This is a genomic window from Micromonospora cathayae (assembly GCF_028993575.1).
GTDB classification, from domain to species: Bacteria; Actinomycetota; Actinomycetes; order Mycobacteriales; family Micromonosporaceae; genus Micromonospora; species Micromonospora cathayae.
In genome coordinates, this window is record NZ_CP118615.1 from 3,030,993 (window position 1) to 3,056,256 (window position 25,264).

The 25,264-nt window shown below is 72.9% G+C and carries 24 protein-coding genes and 2 pseudogenes; 19 read left to right on the forward strand and 7 right to left on the reverse strand.

Features of this window, described 5'->3' with window-relative positions:
• Positions 1-2: 2 nt before the first annotated feature.
• From rimM to PVK37_RS14075, 8 genes are all read left to right on the forward strand, one after another.
• Entirely contained in the window at positions 3-557 is a 555-nt protein-coding gene (gene rimM, locus PVK37_RS14040; RefSeq protein ID WP_275035109.1) for a ribosome maturation factor RimM, read from the forward strand.
• Between the two features lie 103 nt (positions 558-660).
• Entirely contained in the window at positions 661-1,431 is a 771-nt protein-coding gene (gene trmD, locus PVK37_RS14045; protein WP_275034390.1) for a tRNA (guanosine(37)-N1)-methyltransferase TrmD, read from the forward strand.
• A 164-nt stretch (positions 1,432-1,595) separates the two neighbouring features.
• Positions 1,596-1,952, forward strand: a complete 357-nt coding sequence (rplS, locus tag PVK37_RS14050; RefSeq protein WP_275034392.1) for a 50S ribosomal protein L19 — start codon at positions 1,596-1,598, stop codon at positions 1,950-1,952.
• A gap of 161 nt (positions 1,953-2,113) precedes the next feature.
• On the forward strand, positions 2,114-2,980 hold the full coding sequence (gene lepB, locus PVK37_RS14055; RefSeq protein ID WP_275034393.1) for a signal peptidase I: 867 nt from the start codon (positions 2,114-2,116) through the stop codon (positions 2,978-2,980).
• Entirely contained in the window at positions 2,977-3,609 is a 633-nt protein-coding gene (gene lepB / locus PVK37_RS14060) for a signal peptidase I (protein WP_275034395.1), read from the forward strand. The genes lepB (PVK37_RS14055) and lepB (PVK37_RS14060) overlap by 4 nt, the downstream gene beginning before the upstream one ends.
• A gap of 183 nt (positions 3,610-3,792) precedes the next feature.
• On the forward strand, positions 3,793-4,260 hold the full coding sequence (locus PVK37_RS14065; protein ID WP_275034397.1) for an NUDIX hydrolase: 468 nt from the start codon (positions 3,793-3,795) through the stop codon (positions 4,258-4,260).
• On the forward strand, positions 4,254-5,066 hold the full coding sequence (locus tag PVK37_RS14070) for a ribonuclease HII (protein WP_275034399.1): 813 nt from the start codon (positions 4,254-4,256) through the stop codon (positions 5,064-5,066). The genes PVK37_RS14065 and PVK37_RS14070 overlap by 7 nt, the downstream gene beginning before the upstream one ends.
• Positions 5,063-5,386, forward strand: coding sequence for a DUF2469 domain-containing protein (locus tag PVK37_RS14075; protein WP_007075222.1), 324 nt, complete (start codon positions 5,063-5,065; stop codon positions 5,384-5,386). The genes PVK37_RS14070 and PVK37_RS14075 overlap by 4 nt, the downstream gene beginning before the upstream one ends.
• A gap of 275 nt (positions 5,387-5,661) precedes the next feature.
• Here PVK37_RS14075 and PVK37_RS14080 read toward each other — a convergent pair whose 3' ends face one another.
• Both PVK37_RS14080 and PVK37_RS14085 read right to left on the reverse strand, forming a co-directional pair.
• Positions 5,662-6,768 carry a sulfite oxidase gene (locus tag PVK37_RS14080; RefSeq protein ID WP_275034405.1) on the reverse strand — a complete coding sequence of 369 codons (1,107 nt, stop codon included), beginning with the start codon at positions 6,766-6,768 and terminating at the stop codon, positions 5,662-5,664.
• Positions 6,765-7,577 (reverse strand): class I SAM-dependent methyltransferase, encoded by an 813-nt coding sequence (locus tag PVK37_RS14085; RefSeq protein WP_275034406.1) that lies wholly within the window; start codon positions 7,575-7,577, stop codon positions 6,765-6,767. Before PVK37_RS14085 ends, PVK37_RS14080 begins: the two co-directional genes overlap by 4 nt.
• A 312-nt stretch (positions 7,578-7,889) precedes the next feature.
• Here PVK37_RS14085 and PVK37_RS14090 point away from each other — a divergent pair.
• Positions 7,890-8,453, forward strand: a pseudogene (locus PVK37_RS14090) (M23 family metallopeptidase); the annotation flags it as partial.
• Positions 8,454-8,598: 145 nt separating this feature from the next.
• Here PVK37_RS14090 and PVK37_RS14095 read toward each other — a convergent pair.
• The gene (locus tag PVK37_RS14095) at positions 8,599-9,780 is read right to left on the reverse strand and encodes an aminotransferase class V-fold PLP-dependent enzyme (protein ID WP_275034407.1); all 1,182 of its coding nucleotides are present in this window, start codon (positions 9,778-9,780) and stop codon (positions 8,599-8,601) included.
• A 159-nt stretch (positions 9,781-9,939) separates the two neighbouring features.
• Here PVK37_RS14095 and PVK37_RS14100 point away from each other — a divergent pair, with 159 nt between their 5' ends.
• Entirely contained in the window at positions 9,940-10,530 is a 591-nt protein-coding gene (locus PVK37_RS14100; RefSeq protein ID WP_275034408.1) for a GNAT family N-acetyltransferase, read from the forward strand.
• Positions 10,531-10,839: 309 nt separating this feature from the next.
• On the opposite strand, the gene PVK37_RS14105 is transcribed toward PVK37_RS14100, so the two are convergent.
• On the reverse strand, positions 10,840-12,000 hold the full coding sequence (locus PVK37_RS14105) for a tyrosine recombinase XerC (RefSeq protein WP_275034409.1): 1,161 nt from the start codon (positions 11,998-12,000) through the stop codon (positions 10,840-10,842).
• A 306-nt stretch (positions 12,001-12,306) separates the two neighbouring features.
• On the opposite strand from PVK37_RS14105, the gene PVK37_RS14110 reads away from it, so the two are divergent.
• Positions 12,307-12,648, forward strand: coding sequence for a hypothetical protein (locus PVK37_RS14110; protein ID WP_275034410.1), 342 nt, complete (start codon positions 12,307-12,309; stop codon positions 12,646-12,648).
• 208 nt (positions 12,649-12,856) lie between these two features.
• On the opposite strand, the pseudogene PVK37_RS14115 reads toward PVK37_RS14110, so the two are convergent.
• From PVK37_RS14115 to PVK37_RS14125, 3 genes and pseudogenes are all read right to left on the reverse strand, one after another.
• A pseudogene (locus PVK37_RS14115) lies at positions 12,857-14,011 on the reverse strand (DNA-processing protein DprA); the annotation flags it as partial.
• Positions 14,008-15,525 carry a YifB family Mg chelatase-like AAA ATPase gene (locus tag PVK37_RS14120; protein WP_275034411.1) on the reverse strand — a complete coding sequence of 506 codons (1,518 nt, stop codon included), beginning with the start codon at positions 15,523-15,525 and terminating at the stop codon, positions 14,008-14,010. The gene PVK37_RS14120 and the pseudogene PVK37_RS14115, both read right to left, overlap by 4 nt.
• A 12-nt stretch (positions 15,526-15,537) precedes the next feature.
• Positions 15,538-15,897 carry a YraN family protein gene (locus PVK37_RS14125; RefSeq protein ID WP_275034412.1) on the reverse strand — a complete coding sequence of 120 codons (360 nt, stop codon included), beginning with the start codon at positions 15,895-15,897 and terminating at the stop codon, positions 15,538-15,540.
• Positions 15,898-16,046: 149 nt separating this feature from the next.
• Here PVK37_RS14125 and PVK37_RS14130 point away from each other — a divergent pair, with 149 nt between their 5' ends.
• From PVK37_RS14130 to PVK37_RS14165, 8 genes are all read left to right on the forward strand, one after another.
• Positions 16,047-17,360: a hypothetical protein gene (locus PVK37_RS14130; RefSeq protein WP_275034414.1), complete on the forward strand. Its 1,314-nt coding sequence runs from the start codon at positions 16,047-16,049 to the stop codon at positions 17,358-17,360.
• 274 nt (positions 17,361-17,634) lie between these two features.
• The gene (gene rpsB, locus PVK37_RS14135; RefSeq protein WP_275034416.1) at positions 17,635-18,480 is read left to right on the forward strand and encodes a 30S ribosomal protein S2; all 846 of its coding nucleotides are present in this window, start codon (positions 17,635-17,637) and stop codon (positions 18,478-18,480) included.
• A gap of 136 nt (positions 18,481-18,616) precedes the next feature.
• On the forward strand, positions 18,617-19,444 hold the full coding sequence (tsf, locus tag PVK37_RS14140; protein WP_275034418.1) for a translation elongation factor Ts: 828 nt from the start codon (positions 18,617-18,619) through the stop codon (positions 19,442-19,444).
• 160 nt (positions 19,445-19,604) lie between these two features.
• The gene (gene pyrH / locus PVK37_RS14145) at positions 19,605-20,372 is read left to right on the forward strand and encodes a UMP kinase (RefSeq protein WP_275034420.1); all 768 of its coding nucleotides are present in this window, start codon (positions 19,605-19,607) and stop codon (positions 20,370-20,372) included.
• 56 nt (positions 20,373-20,428) lie between these two features.
• The gene (gene frr, locus PVK37_RS14150) at positions 20,429-20,986 is read left to right on the forward strand and encodes a ribosome recycling factor (RefSeq protein WP_275034421.1); all 558 of its coding nucleotides are present in this window, start codon (positions 20,429-20,431) and stop codon (positions 20,984-20,986) included.
• 328 nt (positions 20,987-21,314) lie between these two features.
• Positions 21,315-22,577: a phosphatidate cytidylyltransferase gene (locus tag PVK37_RS14155; protein WP_275034422.1), complete on the forward strand. Its 1,263-nt coding sequence runs from the start codon at positions 21,315-21,317 to the stop codon at positions 22,575-22,577.
• Positions 22,578-22,681: 104 nt separating this feature from the next.
• Positions 22,682-23,833: a dual-specificity RNA methyltransferase RlmN gene (gene rlmN, locus PVK37_RS14160; RefSeq protein WP_275034423.1), complete on the forward strand. Its 1,152-nt coding sequence runs from the start codon at positions 22,682-22,684 to the stop codon at positions 23,831-23,833.
• A 31-nt stretch (positions 23,834-23,864) separates the two neighbouring features.
• Complete coding sequence (locus tag PVK37_RS14165) at positions 23,865-25,226, forward strand: DivIVA domain-containing protein (protein ID WP_275034425.1); 1,362 nt, start codon at positions 23,865-23,867, stop codon at positions 25,224-25,226.
• The last annotated feature ends 38 nt before the right edge of the window (positions 25,227-25,264 follow it).

Below are 25,264 nucleotides of genomic sequence, written 5' to 3' on the forward strand. Positions count from 1 at the left end.
TGCTGCTCGTCGTCGGCAGGGTCGGCAAACCGCACGGTATCCGCGGTGAGGTCACCGTCGAGGTGCGGACCGACGAGCCCGAAGCACGTTTCGCCCCGGGCATGGTGCTGCGCACCGAGCCCGGGGCGACACCCCCGGCGAACCCGGCGCCCGGCCCCGGGGTGCCGTTCCGGGTCCCCGAGCGGTTGGTCGTCGAGGAGGCCCGCTGGCACCAGGGCCGCATGCTGGTGGCCTTCGAGGGGGTGCTGGACCGCGACGTCGCGGAGGCGTTGCGCGGCACGCTGCTCGTGGTGGACAGCGCCGAGGTCGACGCCCCGGACGACCCGGAGGAGTTCCACGACCACCAGTTGGTCGGGCTCACCGTGGTGACCCCGGCCGGGGAACGGCTGGGCGAGGTGTCCCGGATCGACCACGCGCCCGCCTCGGACCTGCTGGTGGTGCGCCGCCCCGAGGGGCGTACCGCGCTGATCCCGTTCGTCAGGGCGATCGTGCCCGAGGTCGACCTCGCGGGCGGTCGGGTCGTCGTCGATCCGCCCGGTGGTCTGCTCGACCTCTGACGTCCGCTGCGGCCCGTGCCGCCGGTCGCACCTGGGCCCGCTGCGGCCGGTGGTGCCCGTCGACCTGTGACGCCCGCTGCTATCCCGGCAGGAGCACCCCACCATGCGTGTCGACATCGTGTCGATCTTCCCGGAGTACCTCGCCCCGCTCGACCTGTCGCTGATCGGCCGGGCCCGCGCCAGCGGGCTGCTCCGGCTGGCCGTACACGACCTGCGGAGCTGGACCCACGACGTGCACCGCACGGTCGACGACACCCCCTACGGCGGCGGGCCGGGCATGGTGATGCGGCCGGAGCCGTGGGGTGAGGCGCTCGACGCGCTCGCCCCGGCGGAGGCCCCGCAGCCCCGGCTGCTGGTGCCCTCCCCGGCCGGTACGCCGTTCACCCAGGCGATGGCGCACGAGCTGGCCGCCGAGGAGCGGCTGCTGTTCGCCTGCGGCCGGTACGAGGGCATCGACCAGCGGGTCCTGGAGCACGCCGCGGCCCGGATGCCGGTGACCGAGGTGTCCCTGGGCGACTACGTGCTCTTCGGCGGTGAGGTGGCGGTGCTGGTGATCCTGGAGGCGGTCACCCGGCTGCTGCCCGGGGTGCTCGGCAACGCCGGCTCGTTGGACGAGGAGTCGCACGCGCACGGGCTGCTGGAGGCCCCGGTCTACACCAAGCCGCCGAGCTGGCGCGGACACGACGTGCCGGAGATCCTCCGCTCCGGCGACCACGGCCGGATCGCCCGCTGGCGGCGGGACGAGGCGCTGCGCCGGACCGCCGCCCGCCGGCCGGACATGCTGGCCGCGCTCGCCGACGACCTGGACAAACGGGACGTGGCGGCGTTGGAGCAGGGCGGATTTCCGGTGCCGACCCGGGGTGTGGCAGAGTAGGGAGGTTGCCGTCTCCGCTCACACCGTGGGTGGAGCCGAGGATCCCCGACCGGGGTCGCCGCGCAGGTCCCGACCGGGGGTGCCGCCGACCACCACCCGGGGATCAGAATCACCCGTTCGCGTGCCGACCACCGGCGCGCCGTGAGCCTTACGAGGTTGCAGCGATGAACATCCTGGACGCTCTTGACGCCCAGTCGAAGCGGACCGACCTCCCCGACTTCCGCGCCGGTGACACCGTCAAGGTGCACGCGCGGGTCGTCGAGGGCAACCGGTCCCGAGTGCAGATCTTCCAGGGCGTGGTCATCCGCCGCCAGGGTGACGGTCTGCGGGAGACCTTCTCCGTCCGCAAGATCAGCTTCGGCGTCGGGGTCGAGCGGACGTACCCGCTCAACAGCCCGGCCATCGACCGGATCGAGATCGTGACCCGCGGTGACGTCCGGCGGGCCAAGCTCTACTACCTCCGTGAGCTGCGGGGCAAGAAGGCCAAGATCAAGGAGAAGCGCGAGAAGCTGCCGAGCTGATCTCGGTCGCCACGCCACCGACCGCCAGCGCGCCCATCGAACCCGGGCGAACTACTCTGGTCGGGCGGGCGCAGCCGGAGTGACGATCTCCACTACCGCCCGTGGGGCCTCGACGAGAGGCTCCCGGGCGGTAGTCGTGTCTGCGCAACCGGGGAGTGGGCGTGGTGCAAACAGTGGACGAGGACGGCGCGGCCGACCCGTGGCGGCGTCGGCCCCGGCGGTCCCGTCGGCAGATGCCGCTCTGGCAGGAGCTGCCCCTGCTGCTCATCGTGGCCTTCTGCCTTGCCGTCCTGATCCGTACGTTCCTCCTCCAGGCGTTCTTCATCCCGTCCGGGTCGATGGAGGACACCCTGCTGATCGGGGACCGGGTCCTGGTCAACAAGGTCGTCTACGACGTCCGGGAGCCCCGGCGCGGCGAGGTGGTGGTCTTCCGGGGCACCGACCGCTGGGCGCCCCAGGTGGAGGCCGGCCCGGAGCCGGGCTTCCTGGGCAAGCTCGGCCAGACCCTCGGCGACCTGGTCGGGGTGAGCCGCCCCGGCGAGAAGGACTTCATCAAGCGGGTGATCGGCGTCCCGGGGGACCGGGTGGCCTGCTGCGACGAGCAGGGCCGGGTCACCGTCAACGGTGTCGCGCTCGACGAGACGTACGTGCTGCGGGACTCCCCGCTGGACCTGCCGCCCAACGCCCGGGAGTGCCGGTCCCGCCGGTTCGACGAGGTGGTGGTCCCGTCCGGCCAGCTGTTCGTCCTCGGCGACCACCGGCTGGTCTCCCAGGACGCCCGCTGCCAGGGGCCGGTGCCGATCGACAACGTGGTCGGCCGGGCCTTCCTGATCGTCTGGCCCTCGGCCCGCTGGACGTCCCTGCCGGTGCCGGAGACGTTCGCCCGGTTGGACGCCCCCTCGGCCGCCCCCACGCCGGTCCGGACCGTCGGCGGTCTGCTGCCGCTCGTCCCACTGGCCGGGGCGGGCTGGCTTCTCGCGCGTTCCGGTCGATCGATGCGCGTCGGGCGACGTAGGCTCCACTCGTGATAGACGAGCAGACGGACAAGCCCCGCAGTTCCTTCTGGAAGGAGCTGCCGGTCCTCCTGGGTGTGGCGATCCTGGTCGCGGTGCTGGTACGCGCCTTCGTGCTGCAGACCTTCTTCATCCCCTCCCCGTCGATGGAGAACACTCTCAAGATCGATGACCGGGTGCTGGTCAACAAGCTGGTCTACGACTTCCGGGAGCCCCGGCGCGGCGAGGTGCTGGTCTTCAAGGCGCCCACCGAGTGGAGCGGCAACCCGGACGGTGAGGACTTCATCAAGCGGGTCATCGGCGTCGGCGGCGACCACGTGGTCTGCTGCGACGCGCAGGACCGTCTGATGATCAACGGCAGGTCGCTGGACGAGCCGTACATCTACTCGGCCGACGGTCGTCGGGACAAGCCGGCCGACCAGGAGTTCGACATCACCGTCCCGGCCGGCCGGCTGTGGGTGATGGGCGACCACCGGTCCGCCTCCGGCGACTCGCTGGAGCACTGGGAGCGGCTCCAGGACATCGACCAGGCGACCATCCCGGTGGACGACGTGGTCGGCCGGGCGTTCACCGTGTTCTGGCCGTTCAACCGGGCCACCTGGCTGTCGGTGCCGGACTCCTTCGAGGGCATCCCGAACCCCTGACCGGAGGGGCCGGCGGCACCTCGGACGGTCCCGGGTACCTGGGTCGGGCGGCGGCCGGGGCCTCGGGTGGGCGCGGGCACCTCGGACGGTCGCTACCGCCTCGGGTGGTCGCGGGCACCTCGGGTGGTCGCTACCGCCTCGGGTGGTCGCCGGTCCGCCGGACCGGTCTGGCAGGCTGGAGAGGTGACCGTCCACACCCCCCGACGCGCCGCGCGCGTCCTGCTCGTCGACGCGGCCGGGCGGGTCCTGCTCTTCCACGGCGTCGACCCGGCCCGCCCCGACTTCCGGTACTGGCTGACCCCTGGTGGTGGCCTGGACGCCGGGGAGGAGCCGGCGGCCGGCGCGGCCCGGGAACTGGCCGAGGAGACCGGGCTGCGGCTCACCCCGGCCGAACTGGGGACGCCGGTGTGGCGGGAGACGGTCGAGTTCCCCTTCGCCGGGGTCTGGTACCGGCAGGAACAGGAGTTCTTCCTGGTCCGGATCACCGCGTGGGAGGTGGACACCACGGGCTTCAACGACATCGAGCGGGCCAGCGTCACCGGCCACCGCTGGTGGCCGCCGGAGGAGTTGGCGACCACCACCGAGCGGTACTACCCGGTGGACCTGCCGGCGGTGCTGACCCGGGTACTGGGAGGTGAGGCGGCGTGCTGACGCCCCCGCGTACCGTCGTGCGCCGCGACGGCGGCCTGTACGCCCTGGAACGCGCGTTGCAGCGGCGTGGCTTCCGGTACGTCGCCGGTGCGGACGAGGCCGGCCGGGGGGCGTGCGCGGGGCCGCTGGTGGCCGCCGCCGCGGTGCTCCCCGAGGGACGGCGCGGCGAGATCGACGAGCTGGCCGACTCCAAGCTGCTGACCGCCGCCGCCCGGGAACGGGTGTACGACGAGGTCGTGGCCCGCGCCCTGGCGTACGCGGTGGTGGTCGTCCCGGCCGACGAGGTCGACGCCCGGGGCCTGCACGTGTGCAACCTGGCCGCGATGCGGCGGGCGCTCGCCTCGTTGACCACCCGGCCGGAGTACGTGCTGACCGACGGGTTCGGCGTGGACGGCCTGGAGGTGCCGGGGCTGGCGGTGTGGAAGGGTGACCGGGTGGCGGCCTGCGTGGCGGCGGCCAGCGTGCTCGCCAAGGTCACCCGGGACCGGATCATGGTGGCGCTGGACGCCGAGTTCCCGGCGTACGGCTTCGCCGAGCACAAGGGGTACATCACCGCCGAGCACACCGCGGCGCTGCGCGAGCACGGGCCGTGCCCGGAGCACCGGTTCTCGTACGTCAACGTGGCGGCGATCTCGGGCCGGGACGGCCGTCCGCCCCGCGCCCGGCGTCCCGCGCGGGTGCCGGGTCACGAGCCGATGGAGCGTTCGGGGCGGTCAGGGGGTACCGTCGGCGTGGCGTTGGGCGAGCAGCCTCGACCGCCGGCACCGGTGGGGGAAGATGTGGTCATGGAGGGCGGAGTGCGATGAGCGCGGAAGATCTCGAAAAGTACGAGACCGAGATGGAGCTTCAGCTCTACCGGGAGTACCGCGACATTGTCCGTCAGTTCTCCTACGTGGTGGAGACGGAACGCCGGTTCTACCTGGCGAACCAGGTCGACCTGCACGTGCGCAACTCCGACGGCGAGGTCTACTTCGAGGTGGAGATGCACGACGCGTGGGTGTGGGACATGTACCGTCCTGCGCGCTTCGTCAAGAATGTCCGAGTGATGACGTTCAAGGACGTCAACGTCGAGGAGTTGGAGAAGCCGGACATCTCCCTCCCCGCCGACTCGGGCTTCGGCGGCTGACGCCAGCCACGGCCCCACCGTCCCACCCCGGCCGGAGCGTGCCCGAGCTGCATCGCCCAGCCGTCGCCGTCCAGGATTCCGCCGTCCCGTCGCCGTTCGTGTCGTCGCGCCGTCTCCTCGGCCCGTCCCGCCGTGCTCCCCGCGCCGTGGTGCCCGCGCTGTCGTGTCGTGGTGCTGTCGTCCCGTCGGCTCGTCGGTGCGTCGTGTCGTTGGCCCGTCGTGCCGTGTCGCCGGCGTGGGCGCTTGCGGTTTCGGCCCCTGCGGCGGCGCTCAGCTCAGTCCGCCAGGACCACCACGTCCACCCGCTGCACCAGGTTGTTCGCGAAGCCGCCCCGGTTCCACGGCGGCTCGACCGGCTGGCTGCGCCCTGACGCGTCGGTGGCCCGCGCGCCCAGCACGTACCGCCCCGGCTGCGGCGTCCAGTCGTACCACCAGCGCCGCCAGGCCCACTCACCACCGACCGGATCGTCCAGCCTGGCCGGTGCCCAGGTGTCGCCCCCGTCCGTGGTCACCTCCACCGACACCACCGGGCCGTACCCGGACCAGGCCCGTCCGTCCACCGTGCACGGACCGGAACGCAGCACCCGGACCCGGGACATGAAGTCCGGGACGCCGGGCGGCCGGACCAGGGCGCGCGGCGCGATCCGGGTCACCGGTACCCCCGGGTCGTCGGGCTCCTGACGCAGCCGGTACGCCACCGCGTTCTGGTAGCCGTCGAAGGTCCGGGTGAGGACCGTGATCCGGCGCAGCCACTTCACGTGGGCCATGCCGTACCAGCCCGGCACGATCAGCCGTAGCGGCGCGCCGTGCTGCGGCAGCAGGGGAGCACCGTTCATCTCGTACGCCAGCAGGACCTCCCCGCGCAGCGCGTCGGCGACCGGTAGGGCGCGCTGGTAGTCCTGCTCGACCCCCCGTTCGAACCCGTGGTCGGCGCCGGTGAACACCACGTCCACGGCGTCGGCGTCCAGGCCGGCCTCGCGGAGCAGCGGCGCCAGCGGCGTACCGGTCCACTCGGCGTTGCCGACCGCCTCGACCAGCCAGGGCTGACTGACCGGCCGGGGACGCAACAGTGCCCGGCCGTTGCCCGCACACTCCAGGGTGACCCGGTGGGTGACCCGGGGACGTTCCCGCAGAGCGGCCAGGTCGACGGTGAGCGGCGTGGCCACCGCTCCGTCCACGGTCAGCGTGTGGGCCGCCGCGTCGAGCACCGGGATGTCGTAGTGGATGAGCAGATAGTGCAGACCGGCCGGAGTGACGTCGTAGCTCAGCGCCTCCAGCGGGATGCCGTGGTTGCGGGCGGCGAGCTGGAGTTCCTCATGACTGATCCCCTCGTCCGGTCCGGCGACCCGGGACGGCCGGCTGGCATCCTCCACAGTGCTCATCGCGAACGCCCCCGTCGTCGGTCCTGGTGTCGCTGCCGGTCCTGGCATGGCTCTCGCTGCCGGTCTCGGTCTCTGTCTCCGGTCTCGGCGTCGGTCTCGGTCTCGGCGTCGGTCGCGGTATTGGTCTCGGCGTCGGTATTGGTCTCGGTATCGGTCTCGGGTGGGCCGCCGGACCGGTCGGACTCGACGAAGCGGAACATGGTGGCCCCGCGCGACAGCGGCCGGCAGGGGCCGGTGAGGCGGTGCGCCCCCACCGCGCTGCGGACCTGCGGATCGGTGAGGGAGAGCAGCTCGAAGCTCTCCTCGGCGAACCACCCGCAGATCGTCGGGACCAGATCCGGTGCTCCCCGGTGCCGGGTCCAGACGACCGTGCCGCCGGTCGCGCAGAGCTCCCCGCAGTGCCGGATCACCGACCGCACGTCGGCGTCACCCATGTTCCCGAAGAGGCCACAGACCAGGACGAGATCGGCGGGGACGAGATCGGCCCACACGTCGGTCCGGGCGGCGTCGGCCCGGACCACCTCGACACCGGTGAGTCCGGCGGCCCGGACCGCCTCGCCGGCCAACTCGGCGTTGCGGGGATCCAGCTCCACCAGCCGGGCCGTGACGTCGGCCCGCCGAGGGTGTTCGGCCAGTACGGGGACCAGGTCCCGGCCCTGGCCGGCGCAGAGACTGACCGCCCGCAACGGACCGGCCGGAGCACGGTCCAGCGCCGCGCCCACCTGCCGCCGCACCTCGGCGAGCCGGCGGGCCAGGGCGGAGTCCGGGTGGTCGTAGTCGGCATGCCAGGCGTACCAGTCGCGGGCCACCAGGCCAGCTTAGAGAGCGGCGGCCCCCCGTGCTTGCCCAGTGGTCTGCGGTGGTGGTCCGGGGCCTCTCGTGCTTGCCCAGCGGTCTCCGGTGGTGGTCCGGGGCCTCCCTTGCTGGGGCCCGGCGGTCGCCGCCGGTTGGAACCGCGTTTGCCGGTGACCGATCGGCCGGGGCATCGGCCCTGCTCCGGCCTGGTGCGTCGGCTGACCGTATAGCAGATCATCGGACGGCGCGGGTGGTCGTCCACAGGCTTCTCCGCTGTCCACAGCCGAGCTGATCGGAGTGGCCCGTCGGGGCACGGTCGGGACACGCTGCGCTCTGTGGCGGAGACAGGGCGTCAGGGAGTGGCGCGATCGTGCGGGGTGCTGGTGTTGGCGTTGGCGGCGTTCGCCGGAGTGACCGTCGAGCTGGTCGGCGGGCCGGTCGCCGCAACCGGCCGGGTCGCCGCTCCGGCGGACGCCGGGTCCGGGCTGGTCTTCCGATGGCCGGTGGACGGCCCGGCTCGTCCGGTCCGGGCCTTCGATCCACCTCCCCGGCCCTGGCTGCCCGGTCACCGGGGCGTCGACCTGGCTGCCGCGCCCGGTGCCCCGGTCCGCGCGGCGGGGAACGGGGCGGTGCTGTTCGCCGGCATGGTCGCCGGCCGGCCGGTGGTCACCGTGGGGCACGCCGATGGTCTGCGCACCACCTACGAGCCGGTCCACCCGACGGTACGCGCCGGCACCCCGGTAACCGCCGGCGCCGTCCTGGGTGAACTCGCGGCCGGGCACCCAGGCTGTCCCGTGCCGGCCTGCCTGCACTGGGGGTTGCGCCGGGGCGCGGAGTACCTCGATCCGCTCGCGCTGCTCGGGCCGGTCCCGGTCCGGCTGTTGCCCGTCGCCGATCCGGCGATCCCGGCGACCGTGGTCCCAGTGGTCGGTTGCCCACCGACCGTCCGCCCACCGACCGTGTGCCCGGCGACTGTGCTCCCGGTGGCCGTCTTCCCGGCGGTCGCTGTCCTGTCTGCCCGCGTGCCGGTCGGGGTCAGCGTTGGGCGAGCAGCGGTGGCAGGCGGACCGCGAGCCGCTCGTACTCCTCGGCGGAGTTGTAGACCTGACCGCAGAGGCGTAACCAGCCACGCCCACCCCACGCCATCACGGCCACCTCGGCGGCGAGCCGGTCGGCGATCCGGTCCCGCAGTGCCCTCGCCCCGTCGACGGTGGTGGCCGTTCCGGGCGGCAGCGGGACGAGTCGCATCGCCACCGCCGGTCCGCCGGGGTCGGGCAGGTGGGCCGGGGCCACCCCGAGGGCATCGCCCACCACCCGTTGTCCGTACGCGGCGAGCGCGGCGTTGTGTGCGCGTACCCGGTCGACACCGAGGCAGCGCAGCGTGTAGAGCCCCACCGGTGCGGCCAGCCACGCGGTGTAGTCCAGGGTGGCCTGCCACTCGACCCGGGCCGGGAACCCGCCCTCCTGCTCCCAGGAGACCGTCAGTGGATCGATCCGTTCCCGCCACGGCTGCCGGACCGCAAGGAGGGCGGTGCCGCGCGGCGCGTACCCCCACTTGTGGAGGTTGCCCACCCAGAAGTCGGCACCGATGCCTGCCACCGTGACCGGCAGCATGCCGGGTACGTGCGCCGCATCGACCAGGACCGGCACGCCCTGCTCGCGGGCGACGCCGACGATCGCGGCGACCGGGAGGAGGCGGGCGGTGGCGGAGGTGAGCTGGTCGACGACGAGCAGCCGGGTACGCCCCGGGCGCAGGCCGGCACGGACGATCTCCACGATCTCCTCGTCGGTGGCGGAGATCGGCATCGGCAGCACCCGCGACGAGGCGCCGCTGCGCCGGCACTCCCGGTGGATCGAGAGGGCGACCGCGCCGTAGCAGTGCTCCGTGGTCAACACCTCGTCCTCCGGGCGCAGCCCCAGCGACTGGAGTACCACCGCGACGCCGGTGGTGGTGTTGCCGACCAGCGCGCTGCCGTCCGGGTCCGCACCGAGAAACCCGGCGAGGTGTCGGCGGGCGTGCGCGATCCGGTCCACCAGACCCCGGTCGAAGAACCGGTGCGGGTTCGCCTCCATCTCGTCCCGTAGCCGCTGCTGGGCCCGTTGCACCGGGAGCGGCACCGCGCCGAACGCACCGTGGTTGAGATGACTGACCGCCGGGTCGAGGGTGAAGGCCAGCCGGGCACCGGGGATCGGGTCGGGCGGCCGGGGGACGGTCATTCCGTGATCGTAGCTGTCGGGCCCGCCCGGTTCGCGGGTTCGACGACGGCCCAACTGGGGCGCAGGCCGCACGGTTCCGGGACGGCGCATCACGGTTGGCGGACGACGCGCTGCCAGATTTCCCGAACGAAAGGTGCCGATCACCCACAATTGGTGCTCATGACCTCTCGCGTCGAACTGCTCTGGCCCACCACCGTCGACCGGCAGCTCCGCGCCGACGTGCACCGGGTGGTGCACGCGGTCGTCGAGCGGGGTGGTGCCGTCGGCTACGTCGTCCCGCCGACCCGTACCGAGACCGATAGCTGGCTGGACGAGATCATGGCGCTGGTCGGGACGGGTGACGCCGCGCTGGTGCTGGCCGTGGTGCAGGGACGGGTGGCGGCCACCGGGTCGTGGCGACGCGGAAGGAAACCGGTCTTCGGGTACTCCGCCGAGATACAGAAGGTGATGGCCCACCCGACCGCGCGTGGGCTCGGGTTGGGCCGGTCGGTGATCGAAGCGTTGGTCGACGATGCCCGCAAGGCCGGCATCGAGACCCTCACCCTCGGCGTACGGGGCAACAACCGCGGTGCGATCGAACTGTACGAGCAGTGCGGCTTCCGGGAGTGGGGCCGGCTGCCGAACGTCATCGCGGTCGGCGACGAGCGGTACGACGACGTACGAATGGTCCTGGACCTGGGGCGGGGACCTGACGTGGTGCTGCGTGGCTCATCGGCCGGTGGGCCGGGCTCCTCACCACGGCGCGGCTGACTGTCCACCCCGGTCCGGGGCGCCGCGCGGCTCGGCGGCCCCGTCCCGTTCCTGTCCCGCGCGACGACCTGGATCTGCGGGCCCTGGTCCGCGGCGCACTCAGGGCCACCCGGGCCGCTCCGTCTCCTGGCCTGCGCGATTCCGGCCCCCCAGGTTGGTCCTCTCCCGGCCCGATTCCCCGTCTGGGCCTGGTCGCTCCGTTCCTGGCCTGCGCGATTCCCCGTCTGGGCCTGGTTGGTCCGTTCTTGGCCTGCGTGCTTCCGTCCGGCCCTGGTTGGTCCAGCCCTGTCCGGTGGGGTTCGTTCCGGCTCAGGCGCGGGGGTGGGCCTGCCGGTACGCGGCCCGGAGCCGCTCCACCGAGACGTGCGTGTAGATCTGGGTGGTCGACAGTGACGAATGCCCCAGAATCTCCTGCACCGCGCGCAGGTCCGCGCCGCCCTCGAGCAGATGGGTGGCGGCCGAGTGACGAAGGCCGTGCGGGCTGGTGTGCGGAAGCCCGGCGGCCTCGGCGTACCCGGCGAGGACACGTCGGGCGATGGTGGGGTGCAGACGTCCGCCCCGTGCGCCGAGCAGCAGGGCATCACCGGACGCGGAGCCGGCGAGGACGGGTCGGCCCCGACGCAACCAGCCGTCGAGGGCCCGTTGGGCGGGTACGCCGTACGGCACCGACCGTTCCCGGCCGCCCTTGCCGAACACCCTGAGCAGCCGGCGACCATGATCGACGTCCCGGGTGTCCAGTCCGCACAGTTCGCTGACCCGCACTCCGGTGGCGTAGAGGATCTCCAGCATGGCCTGGTCGCGTAGTACCAGCGCTTCGCTGTCTCCATCCACTACGCTGCCGCGCCCCGTGGATGCCGCGCCGTCTCCCTCGGGCCCACCGTGGTCTTCCGCAGCCCCGTAGCCGTGTTCCTCGAACCCGCTGTCTCTCTCGGACCCGCCGTCTCCCTCGGAGACGTCGCGGTGTCCCTCGGGCACGTCGCCGTCTCCCTCGGGCACGGGAGACGAACCCGGTGCCGGGCCTGCCGGCGGGGCGGTCCGGTGCCGGCGGGGGGCGTCGAGCAGAGCGGCGGCCTGGTCGGCCCGGAGCACCGTCGGCAACTCCTGATGCGGCTTCGGGCTGGACAGCGGGGCGGCCACATCGGTCGGGAGCAGACCGGACCGGTGTGCCCAGGCGCTGAAGGTGCGGGCCGACGCGGCTCGCCGGGCCAGCGAACTGCGCGCTGCGCCAAGGGTCCGCTGCTTCGCCAGCCAACTCCGCAGCATCGTCAGGTCGAGATCGGCCGGTGTGCGCCCGCCCATCCGGACGGCATGGTCGAACAGCGAGACCAGATCGGTGACGTACGCCCGGACGGTGTGCGGAGAGTGGCCGCGTACCTGCGCCAACTGGCGGGCGAACTCGTCCACCGCGTCGCGTAACGCCTCGGGCAGCGCCTCGTGCCGGGCACGGGTGCTGTCGCTGCGGCGGCTCATCGCGTCGCCCCATGGTCGATGGGCTGGCTCATCGCGTCGCCCCATGGTCGATGGGCCGGCTCGGCAGGTGGCCCCGATGGGATCTGGTTGTCCCCGGCACCGGTACAGCTTACGGTCGGTGCAGGCGGGTGGCAGCGCGGCGGACCCGCCGGCCCCGACTCGACGGGCGTGCCGGGCGGGCACGCGTGACGTCGGTGCAGGGCCGTCCCGGCTCGCCCGGTGGCGTGGTCGTCGTGCCCGACGACAGGTCTGTCCGGTGGACCGGTCCGGTACGGGTGAACAGACGTCGACGGTGGAGGCAGCCGGATGGGACTGGATGTCGTGCTCTACCGGATGATCCGGTCCGGTGCCTCCTCCCGTCGGTCCTCGTACGTGCCGGTCGAGGTGGTCGACGACTCCGACGACGTGCTGCTGCGCCTGTTGACCCGGGTGCGCGGCGGGGGCCGCACGCCGCTGCTGGACCGGTTCGACCCCTGCGGGGAACTGGTGGTCAGCGCGCGGGAGGCACCCCGTCTCCTGGCCGAGTTGCGTTCCCTCGCCGAGGCGGCCGGCACCCCTGTCGAAGCGGCCCGGGTCCGCAGCCTGGCGGCGCTCACCCGCCGGTGCATCAGGGATCACGACGTGGAGATCCGGTTCGAGGGCGACTGACCCCCGCCCGGAGAGCAGCCGGACGGTCTCCCGCAGGATCAGCCGCCGTCCGATCTCCGGCAGGATCGGCCGCCGCCGTCGGATGTCCCCCAGGATCAGTCGGATGTCCCGCAGGTTCAGCAGCCGCCGTCGGAGCTAGCGCGGGATCAGCCGCCGGCCGGAGCGTGGGGACGGCCACCGGACCGCCGGAGCGGGCGGCCGGCTGCATGATGGCGTAGCCGCCGTCCCGTCGTCGCACCAGACGCAGCTCCTCCAGCAGGGCGAGCTTGCGCAACGCCGTGCGGACCTCCACCCCGGCCCGGACGGCGAGCGTGTCCGGACCGACGACGCCACGCCGGGGCATGGCGTCGAGCAGCAGCGCCGCCTCGTCGTCCAGCCCGTCGGTCGGACGATCCGGCCCCCGGACCGGCGGGGCCAGGTCGTCACCGATGCGCCCCACCTCCTCCAGCACGTGCGGCACACCGGTGACGAGCCGCGCTGCCGGGTACTCGCGCAACAGCTCGTGCGCACCGACCGACATGGCCGAGGTGACCGGGCCGGGTACCACCATCGCCGGCCGGTCGATGGCGAGCGCCCGCCGCATCGTCTGCGTCGCACCGCTGCGCGCGGACGCCTCCACCAGGACGCTGCCCCGGGTGCTGCCGGCGATGACCCGGTTGCGGACCAGGAAACGGGAACGCAGCGGCTCCGCACCCGGCATCCACTCGCTGACCAGCAGGCCGGTCTCGGTGATCCGGTCGAAGAGAGCGTTGTTGCCGATCGGGTAGGGCCGGTCCACCCCGCAGGCCAGCACCGCCACCGTCACGCCTCCGGCGTTCAGCGCGCCCCGGTGCGCGGCGGCGTCTACACCAAACGCCCCGCCGGAGACCACCGTCCAGCCCCGCTCGGCGAGGCCGTACCCGAGCTCGGTGGCGACGTGCACACCGTACGACGTGGCGGCCCGCGCACCGACCACCGCGACCGAACGTTCCAGCGTCTCACCGAGCGGCCATCCGCCGCGCACCCAGAAACAGAGCGGCGGAGCGGTCTCGGTGTCCACCCGCCGTGACGCCCCGGAGAGAACCAGCCGGCACAACGCGCCCACCTGGGGCGGCCACTCGGCGTCGACCGGGGTGACCAGGCGGGCACCCAACCGCTCGGCGCGGGCCATCGCCTCGGCGGCGACCAACCGGGGATCACCGGCGTTCAGCCGGGCGGCCACCGCCCGTCGCAACCAGTCGTTCGGCGCGCCCCCGTCGATCAACAGGTCGAGCGCGGCGTCCGCACCGAGGCCGTCGACCAGCCGGTACACCGACCAGGTGCCGGGCTCGGCGAGCCAGGTCAGCGCGACGCGGGCCAGCCGGTCCTGGATGTCGTCGCTCACAAGCCTTCTCCCGTCCGGAGGCCGATCGCCTCCCGTACGTCCTCCCGGTCCGGCCGGACCCGGCCGTCCAGGTCGGCGATGCTCCACGCCATCCGGATGATCCGGTCGAAGCCCCGGGCCGACAGTGATCCGGTGTCCAGCCGGCCCCGCAGTTCGGCGGTGTCGCGGGGCGGCAGCCGGAACGGCGGTCGCCGCAGCAGCGGACCGGGCAGCTCGGCGTTGAGCCGGTGACCGACCGTCGCCCAGCGCTCGGCCGCCGCCGAACGGGCCGTCGCCACCCGGGCGGCCACCACAGCCGACGACTCGCCGGCGTCCGCCCCCATCAGCTCCGCCGCCCGGACCGGCAGCATCGTCACCTGGACGTCGATCCGGTCCAGCAGCGGACCGGAGAGCCGGCCGAGGTAGCGACGACGGGTCAACGGGCTGCACTCGCAGGCGGTGTCCCCGGCCGGCCGGGCGCAGGGACAGGGGTTGGCGGCCAGCACCAACTGGGTGCGGGCCGGATACTCCGTGCCGCCCCGGGCCCGGGCCAACTGGACCCGACCGTGTTCCAGGGGTTGGCGCAGTGCCTCCAGCGCGGTCTTGCTGAACTCGGGGGCCTCGTCGAGGAAGAGCACCCCACGATGGGCCAGCGACACCGCGCCCGGCCGGGCCAGCCCGGATCCGCCACCGACCAGCGCGGGCACGGTGGCCGTATGGTGCGGGGCCTGGAACGGTGGCCGGCGCAGCAGTCGGCCGCTCGGCGGAAGCAGCCCCGCGATCGAGTGCAGGGCGGTGACCTCCAGGGCGGACTCGTCGTCCAGCTCCGGCAGGATCGACGGCAGTCGCTCGGCCAGCATGGTCTTGCCGGTGCCCGGCGGCCCGAGCAGCGCCACGTGGTGTCCGCCGGCCGCCGCCACCTCCAGCGCTCGGCGGGCGTACCCCTGCCCGGCGACGTCGGCCAGGTCGGGGCCGGTGGGTGGGCTGGCCGGTTCGGGGGCCGGCGGGTCGATCAGCGGGCTGCCCTCCCGGACGAAGGCGACCAACCGGTGCAGGGTGTCGACGGCCCGGACCCGCACGCCGGGGATGGCCGCCGCCTCGGCCGCGTTGGGCTCCGGGACGATCACCCGGTCCAGCCCGGCGCGGGCTGCGGCGGCGACCATCGGCAGCACCCCGCGCACCGGCCGGACCGTGCCGTCGAGCCCCAGTTCGCCGAGGATCACCACCCGTTCCAGGGGGAGCAGCGGCAACTCACCGGCGCTGCCCAGCAGCGCCGCCGCGATGGCCAGGTCGAAGGCGGAGCCGAACTTCGGCAGGGTCGCCGGGAGCAGGTTCAACGTGATCCGCCGGTTGGGCCACTTCTGACCGGAGTTGACGATGGCCGCACGGACCCGGTCGCGGGCCTCGTGCAACGTCGTGTCGGGCAGACCGGAGATCGCGATGGCGGGCAGCCCCGGCGCGAGATCCGCCTCCACCTCCACCACGTGCCCGGCCACCCCGACCAGTCCGACGCAGAGCACCCGGGCGTAGCTCACCGGGCACCCATCTCAGAACGCCCCCTTGAGGTGCTCCACCCGGGCGGCACCGGCCCCGGACAGGTGGACCGAGAGGACGTCGAAGCGCAGCTCGTCGGCGGTCGTTCCGGTCTCGGCCAGCCAGCGGACGGCGAGCCCGCGGAGCCGGCGGACCTTCGCCGACACCACAGCCTCGGCGGGAGTGCCGTACCCGTCACCCCGGCGGGTCTTCACCTCGCAGAAGGCGAGGACGTCGCCGTCCCACGCGACGATGTCGATCTCGCCGTCCGGGCACCGCCAGTTGCGGGCGACCGGTCGGAGCCCCGCCCCGATCAGATGTCGGACCGCGCACCGTTCGCCGTACGCGCCGACCGCCTGGGTTCGTCTCGTCATGCCGGCAGGGTGTACCGGGGCGGGGGTCTTCCGCAGGTACCGACCGGCCAGCTGTGGACAACGAGGGCGGTTGTGGACAACCGGACGATCATGCCCCGTACGTGGTATGGCCGGGAGTCGGCCGGCGCGGACGACTCGTACGGAGAGTGATGGGAGTGATCGCTCGAGGTGACCTCGGTGCGGCGAATGGCGCGGGCTGGCATCTGTCACATACCGTGCCCGTCGTGGACGGACGACGGAGCTTCCCCGAAGATCAGGAGTCGAGCTGGTACTCCGGTGACCGTGGCTACGGCGACCCAGAGTGGCGTGGCAACGGTGAGGACCGTTATCGAGGGGACGACTTCAGGGCCCCCGAACAGCGGGTCGACACCGGTGAGCGCCGATACGGGGACCTGACCGATCCTCCGGCGAGCCGGTACGCCGACTCGGGTCGTTTCGGAGTGGACGACCCACTGGCAGTCGACCGGCCGGAAACGGAGAGTTACCGAGCGTCTCGTTCCCGGCGGGCCGAGACGAGCGCCGGCGACGTCACTGGGAGTGATCTGCGCGGCGACCGGGTCTCCCGGGCAGCGCGTGAGGCCCGGTCCGTCGGCGAGGCGGAGCCGCTGACCTCCTTCCGTGACGGCGACCCTTTCCGCGACGGCGACTCCTTCCGTGAGGGTGACTCGTTCCGGAACGGGGACTCTTTCCGCGACGGTGACTCCTTCCGGGACGAGGCCGACGCGCCGCTGCGGACGCGTGGCGTTGATCCCGGTCGACCGTCACCGCTCGGTGGGTATCCGATCATCGAGCCCTCCCGGAACGGTGACGGTGGCCGGACCGCCGCCGCCCGCGGTGCCGATCCGGGGCGCGGGACGGATCTCGGGCATGGGCCGGAGCACGGGCGCGGGGCCGAACTCGGGCATGGGCCGGAGGCCGGTCGTGCTGCCGAGGGAGTGCTCGGCCCGGACGCTGGCCGGAGCGTCGAGGTGGTGCTCGGCCCGGACCCCGGTCGAGGTGCCGACGCGGGCCCGATCGACGGCCGGCCCCATCCGTTGGAGATGCCGACCGGGCCGATGCCGCCGGTCGGTCCGCGGCCGGACCTGCCGCCACCGGGCGGGGATCCGCTGGCGTTCCCCCCGGCGGGGACGCTGGGCCGTCCCGGCCCGGCGACCGGGGACGGCGTCTACCGGACCCGACGCCCCGCTCTCGCGGTGCTCATCGCCCTGGTCGTGCTGATCTTCGAGATCCCGGCCCTGCGCGTGCTGCTGCACGGACTGACTGCCGACCCCGTCCCGGTGGCACACGCCGTGGTGGGGATCTTCCTGGTCGGCGGACTGCCGATCTTCGGTGTCGGCCTCTACGGTCTGCGCACCGGTGGGCTCGCGCTGGCCGACGGCAGCCGTGGCTGGCTCCGTCCGCCCACCGCCTACCTGACGGTCGGCCTGGTGCTCTTCGTGGCCGCGGCCCTGGCGGCGCGCTGACGACCCGACCCGACCCGCCCGACCCCGGCCCGGTCCGGGTCGTCGGCGGGTGGTTCGCGAACCCCGGGGCTGCGGTGCCGGGTGGGGGCGTACACTTGTCGACTGGCGACCGCCTCGTGCGGTCGACTTCGCGCGTCCTCCCCATGATCAACCGTGGGGCGACGGTCCCCTGGTCCCGACAGTGGTCGGGCCCACCATGACCGGCGACCAGACGCCAGGACGCCCGGCCGCCGGCCGGGCGTGACAACCAGGGATCCTCGAGGAGTACCCCACCATGGCCGTCGTGACCATGCGTCAGCTGCTGGAAAGCGGTGTCCACTTCGGGCACCAGACCCGCCGTTGGAACCCGAAGATGAAGCGCTTCATCATGACGGAGCGCAACGGCATCTACATCATCGACCTGCGCCAGACCCTCGACTACATCGAGAAGGCGTACGACTTCGTGCGCAACACGGTCGCCGAGGGCGGCAGCATCCTGTTCGTCGGCACCAAGAAGCAGGCCCAGGAGGCCATCGCCGAGCAGGCGACCCGGGTCGGCCAGCCGTACGTCAACCACCGCTGGCTCGGCGGCATGCTGACCAACTTCCAGACGGTGTACAAGCGGCTCCAGCGGATGAAGGAGCTCGAGGCTCTGGGTGACCTGAGCGGCACCGCCGCCGGCTACACCAAGAAGGAGACCCTCCAGCTCTCCCGCGAGAAGATCAAGCTCACCAAGACCCTCGGTGGTCTGCGGGACATGCAGAAGCTCCCGGCCGCGGTCTGGATCGTCGACACCAAGAAGGAGCACATCGCCGTCGACGAGGCCCGCAAGCTGAACATCCCGGTCATCGCGGTGCTCGACACCAACTGCGACCCGGACGAGGTCGACTTCCCGATCCCGGGCAACGACGACGCGATCCGCTCGGCCGAGCTGCTGACCAAGGTCGTGGCCGCCGCCGTCGCCGACGGTCTGATCGCCCGTTCCGGCCGGCGTCGGGGTGCCGACGAGAAGCCCGAGGCGGGCCAGGTCGCCGCCGACGAGCCGCTGCCCGAGTGGGAGCGCGAGCTGCTCGAGGAGCCGAAGAAGGCCGACGAGGAGCCGAAGGCCGAGCAGCAGCCGGCGGCCGCCGCCGCCGAGTGACCGCTCCGTCGCCTCCCGCCGGCCGTGTCGTGCGGCCGGCGGGAGACGGCGGGTACGCCGGTCAGCTCCGGCCCGGTTCCGGGTGACCGGCACCGCACAGACCATCCCACCGAGCCTCAACACCGAAGAGAGAGCCATGTCCAACTTCACCGCCGCGGACGTCAAGAAGCTCCGCGACCTGACCGGCGCCGGCATGATGGACTCCAAGAAGGCGCTGACCGAGGCCGAGGGCGACTTCGACAAGGCCATCGAGATCCTGCGCGTCAAGGGTGCCAAGGACGTCGGCAAGCGGGCCGGCCGGACCGCGGCCAACGGCCTGGTGGCCCACTCCGGCAAGGCCCTGCTGGAGCTGAACTGCGAGACCGACTTCGTGGCGAAGAACGAGGCCTTCATCGCCCTGGCCCAGCAGCTCGTCGAGCACGGCGAGGCCAGCGGGGCCAGCTCCGCCGAGGAGCTGCTGGCCAGCAGCATCGACGGCAAGAGCGTCGCCGACCTGGTGCAGGAGCAGTCCGCCAAGATCGGTGAGAAGCTGGTGCTGAACCGCTTCGGCACGCTCGCCGGCACCACCGCCGTCTACCTGCACCGCAAGAGCCAGGACCTGCCGCCCGCGGTGGGCGTGCTGGTCGAGTACAGCGGCAAGAGCGACGAGGCCGCCGACGCCGACGCCCGCGGCGTCGCCATGCAGATCGCCGCGATGCGGCCGAAGTACCTCACCCGGGACGAGGTGCCGGCCGACGTCGTCGAGTCCGAGCGCCGGATCGCCGAGCAGACCGCCCGCGAGGAGAACAAGCCCGAGGCCGCGCTGCCGAAGATCGTCGAGGGCCGGGTGAACGCCTTCTTCAAGGACTTCGTCCTGCTGGAGCAGGCGTCGGTCGCCGACAACAAGAAGACCGTCAAGCAGGTGCTGGCCGAGGCCGGCATCGAGGTGACCCGCTTCCTGCGGTTCGAGGTCGGCCAGGCCTGAGCCGGTGACCGGGTGTGACGACGCCCGGCTGGCAGGAAACGTCGAGGGGGAGGCCGCAGGTGTACGTGACAGGCACCGCGGCCTCCTCGTCACATAGGGTCGACATCGGCAGATTCGCAGGACGCGGCGTACCGGACGTGCGCGAGGGAAGGGCGGGCGGATGACGCAGGTTGTGAGTGACCGGAGCCGGGCACAGGACGATCCGACAGCCCCACCGCCCGGCCGGGCCCGGCGGGTCGTGCTGAAGCTTTCCGGCGAGGTCTTCGGTGGCGGCGCGATCGGCGTCGACCCGGACGTCGTACAGGCCATCGCCCGGCAGATCGCCACCGTGGTCCGCCGTGGTGTGCAGGTCTCGGTGGTGGTCGGCGGCGGCAACTTCTTCCGGGGCGCGGAGTTGCAGAAGCGTGGCATGGACCGCGCGCGGGCCGACTACATGGGCATGCTGGGCACCGTGATGAACTGCCTGGCGCTGCAGGACTTCCTGGAGAAGGAGGGCATCGAGACGCGGGTGCAGTCCGCGATCACGATGGCCCAGGTCGCCGAGCCGTACATTCCGCTGCGGGCGATCCGGCACCTGGAGAAGGGGCGCGTGGTCATCTTCGGCGCGGGCGCCGGTATGCCGTACTTCTCCACCGACACGGTGGCCGCCCAGCGGGCCCTGGAGATCCGGGCCGACGTGGTGCTGATGAGCAAGAACGGCGTGGACGGTGTCTACACCGCCGACCCGAACCTCGACCCGACCGCCAGCAAGATCGATTCGATCACCTTCTCCGAGGCGCTGCGCCGCAACCTCCGGGTGGCCGACGCCGCCGCGTTCAGCCTCTGCATGGAGAACGGCCTGCCGATGCTGGTTTTCGGCGCCCAGGGTGAGGACACCATCATCCGTGCGGTGGCCGGCGAGCGGATCGGCACCCTGATCACCGCCTGACCGGCCAGCCGGACCCGACAGACCACGACGAAGCAGAGAAGGAGGCGAGGGGACAGGTGATCGACGACACCCTCCTCGAGGCCGAGGAGAAGATGGAGCGGGCGGTCGAGCACGCCAAGGAGGAGTTCGGCGCGATCCGTACCGGCCGGGCCACTCCGAACATGTTCTCCAAGGTCATCATCGACTACTACGGCAGCCCCACGCCGCTGACCCAGATGGCCTCGGTCGCCGTCCCGGAGCCGCGGATGGCGATCATCAAGCCGTACGACAACTCGCAGCTCGCCGCGATGGAGAAGGCGATCCGGGACTCCGACCTGGGCGTCAACCCCAACAACGAGGGCAACCAGCTCCGTATCCTGCTCCCGCAGATGACCGAGGAGCGCCGCCGCGACATGATCAAGGTCGCCCGGCACAAGGGTGAAGAGGCCAAGGTGGCGATCCGCAACATCCGCCGCCGGGGCAAGGAGGAACTGGACCGCATCGTCAAGGACGGCGAGGCCGGCGAGGACGACGGCCGCCGCGCCGAGAAGGAACTCGACGACCTGACCCAGCGCTACGTCGCCAGCGTCGACGAGCTGGTCAAGCACAAGGAAGCCGAGCTGCTCGAGGTCTGAGCGGTCAGGGCGGCACCCGCCGCCCGTACGCTCCGGCGGGCCGCGCTCTCCGGCACCGGTGTACCGTCCGCTCCGTCAGCGGTCGGGCACCGGTGCCGTCGACTGTCCGGCGCCGGGTGGCCGCACCCGGAGTGCGGCCGGCCTCGTCTGCGGAAGTGCGCGGCCATCACGTGCAGTAGGCTCGGCTCGATTCGCCACTACCGCACCGTGAACAGTGGGAGTCTCCCCGCCATCGGCGGGCGAACCGGACGGACAACAGTCGCGTGCAGGGGATGGTCTTGGTCTTGCGTCTTGTGGTGGAAGTCGCCTCGCACCCGTTCGGTGCGTGATGTCCCACCTCGACTCCTACGGCAGCATCGAACCTCGCGGACGGGACCGCACGGCCCGACCCGCCGCTCTCCCGTGGCCGGAGCGCGAGCTGGAGCCCGGTGCCCGGGTGCGGCACGCGTACGCCGACCAGCCCGTGGCGACCTGGACCCCGCAGGAGTACGACGACGGGGCCCGCCCGGACGACCAGCCCACCCTCGTGCCCGGCCATCCGGACTTCGAGCGGGCCTGGTCGACCGACCCGGTGTCACCGGTGACCCCCGACCCGTACCGTCAGCCGCCGCAGGCGGACCCGAACCCGCCGTATCCGGCGGACCCGGACCCGGACGGCGACCCGGGGCAGCGCGCGGCGGGGCCGGTCCCCGCACCGCAGCGGCCCCCCGGCCGCTGGCGGGGCCGACGGCGGCCGGTCCGGGGCGGCGGCTCCTCCGCCGGGCACGGCCGACCCAGCCGGGCGGGACGGAACCTGCCGGCCGCGATCATGGTCGGGCTCGCCCTCGGCGTACTGATCGTCGTGCCGCTGTTCCTCTCCCTCGAGGCGTTCGTCGTGGTGCTGGCGGTCGCGGTGGCGATCGGCATCTGGGAGATGGTCCGCGCGGTACGTGCCGCGGACGCCCACCCGCCGATGGTCCCGCTGATCGCCGGCGGGGTGATCACCATCGGGTTGGCCTGGTGGTCCGGTCCGGACGCGTTGACCCTCGGGTTGCTGGTCACCCTGCTGGCGACGGCGGTGTGGCGACTCGCCGACGGGTTCGCCAACCTCGGCCGGGACCTGGTCGCGGCTGCCATGATCGCCGTCTACGTGCCGTTCCTGGCCGGGTTCGCGGCGCTGCTCGCCGCGGTGCCCGACGACGGTCACCTGCGGGTCGTGGTCACCCTGGTCGCGGTGGTGCTCTCCGACACCGGCGGGTACGCCGCCGGGGCCAACTTCGGCAAGCGCCCGATGGCTCCCACCATCAGCCCGAAGAAGTCCTGGGAGGGCTTCGCCGGCTCGGTCACCGCGGCGGCGCTCGGCAGCGCCCTGCTGCTCTGGCTGCTGTTCGACGTGGCTCCCTGGTGGGGTGCGCTGTTCGGGATGGCGGTCTCGGTCGCGGCGGTCCTCGGCGACCTCGGCGAGTCGATGATCAAGCGGGATCTCAGGATCAAGGACATGAGCAACCTGCTCCCCGGGCACGGTGGCCTGATGGACCGGCTGGACTCGATCCTCTTCGCGGTCCCCACCGCCTATCTGCTGCTCGCCGTGTTCGTACCGGTGGTGGGCTGAGGCATGGATCACGGCGTCGGGGCGTCCTGGTCAGAGCCCCGGGAGCGTTCCCGGTCCCGTCGGACGGGCCGGGTGCGGCGCGGGCGTGGAAGACTGGACCAGCCATGACGAGTCTGCCCATGATCCCGGTCGATCCGGACGCCGCCGCTGCCCGCCGCGCCTCGATGCCCCCTCGCCACCTCGCCGACCTCGACCTGCCGGGCCGGCAGGCGCTCGTCGCCGAGCTGGGGGAGCCGGCGTTCCGTGCCCGACAGATGTCCACCCACTACTTCGGGCGGCTGGTCCGCGATCCCGCGCAGATGACCGACCTGCCCGCCGCCGCCCGGGAGCGGCTGACCGACGCGCTGCTGCCGAGACTGCTCACCCCCGTACGTGAGCTGGCCTGCGACGACGGGGCCACCCGCAAGGCGCTCTGGCGACTGCACGACGGCTCCCTGGTGGAGAGCGTGCTGATGGGTTACCCGGACCGGGTCACCGTCTGTATCTCCAGCCAGGCCGGCTGCGGCATGGCCTGCCCGTTCTGCGCCACCGGCCAGGCCGGGCTGACCCGTAACCTCTCCACCGCCGAGATCGTCGACCAAGCCGTCTACCTGGCCGGGGTGGCCGCCTCCGGCGTGGTGACCGGGTCACCGTCCCGGCTGTCCCACGTGGTCTTCATGGGCATGGGGGAGCCGCTGGCGAACTACGCCCGGGTGATCGCGGCGATCCGCCGGCTGGTGTCGCCGGCCCCGGAGGGTCTCGGGTTGTCCCAGCGGCACATCACCGTCTCCACGGTCGGCCTGGTGCCGGCAATTCGCAGGCTCGCCGCTGAAGACCTGTCGGTGACCCTTGCGCTCTCCCTGCACGCCCCCGATGATGAGCTGCGCGACGAGCTTGTGCCGGTCAACCAGCGCTGGAAGGTCGCCGAGGTGCTGGACGCCGCATGGGACTACGCGGCGCGCACGGGCCGTCGGGTGTCGATCGAGTACGCGATGATCAGGGACGTCAACGACCAGCCCTGGCGGGCCGACCTGCTCGGCCGGCTGCTGGCCGGCAGACTGGCGCACGTGAACCTCATCCCGCTCAACCCGACCCCCGGCAGCCGGTGGGACGCCAGCCCGAAGCCGGTCGAGCGGGAGTTCGTCCGGCGGTTGCGCGAGGCCGGGGTCTCCACCACCGTCCGGGACACCCGGGGGCGGGAGATCGACGGCGCGTGCGGGCAGTTGGCCGCTGCCGAGGAGAAGGACCACGACGCGCCCGACGGGGCGACGGCGTGACGGGGCGTAGCGAACTGAACCAGGAGACATAGTGGCGAGTCAGGGTCAGCGTTTCCGGCGAAAGGCGCTCCGCCGGGGCTACAAGGTCGACGAGGTGGACGCCTTCCTGGACCGGGTCGAGGCGACCCTCGCCGGTGAGCCGGTCGGCGCGCCCGTGGCCTCCCAGGAAGTCCACGACGTCGTCTTCCGGGTCCGTTTTAACGGCTACGACGAGTGGCAGGTCGACCTGCACCTGGACCGGGTGGAGCGGCAGCTCGCCGAGCTGGAGGAGCGCGGCGGCACCGTCCCCGGCCGTGGCGGCGACCCCCGACTCGGCGACCGGATGGGCCCCCCTGACCGCCCCGGCCCGCCGGACCGCATGGGCCCCCCCGACCGTCTCGGCCCTCCAGACCGCATGGGCCCGCCCGATCGCATGGGTCCCCCCGACCGGATGGGTCCGCCCGATCGCATGGGTCCTCCTGACCGTCTCGGCCCGCCCGATCGCATGGGTCCGCCGGATCGTATGGGCCCGCCGGATCGCATGGGTCCCCCGGACCGGATGGGTCCCCCGGACCGGATGGGTCCGCCGGACCGGATCGGTCCTCCCGATCGCATGGGCCCGCCCGATCGCATGGGCCCGCCCGACCGGATGGGTCCCCCCGACCGGATGGGTCCGCCGGATCGGATGGGTCCGCCGGACCGCATGGCGCCGGCTATGCGGGACGAGCGGGGAATGCCGGTGCCGCCGCCGATGCCGCCCCGGCCGATGCCCAACCAGCCGGGTCCACCGGACCGGTACGGCCGGTACGACGAGCCGACCGGAGGCTTTCCGGGCGGCTACGACGGTCCGCCGCCCCGTGGCGGGTACGACGGCCCGCGCAGCCACGCCGCTCCGCCGCCCGGCCCTGGTGGTCCGCCGCCGCGTGGTCTGCCCGCCGGACCGGGCGGATTCGGCCCGGACGACCGGTTCGACGGCTTCGAAGCCGGGCGACACGGCCGGGCCGACATGACCGCCGAGATCCGGATGCCTGAGCGTGAGCTACGCGGTCGAGGTCCGGCGGGTCCCCCGCCGGTCGGCGGCCCGCCCCCGGGGATGCCTCCGGCACTGCCACCGCAACCGTCCGGTCCGCCGATGGGCGCTCCGCCGATGGCCGGGCCACCCGGGAGCGATCTGCACCGGGTCGACCAGATTCGGCGCGGTTTCCAGGTACGGCGGTTCGGCAGCGGGTACGACCCGGACCAGGTGGACCGCTTCTTCGACAGTCTGCTCGGTGGCATGTCGGGTCGCGGGCCGATGCCGGTGAACCCGAAGGAGTTGGACGCGATGCGCTTCCCGCTGGTGCCGGGAGGCTACTTCGAGGCCGAGGTCGACGCGGCGCTGAAGGACGTCCAGGACATCCTGCTCGGCCGCTGAGGCGGGCACGATGTCAGCGGGCGACGACGCGTCCCACG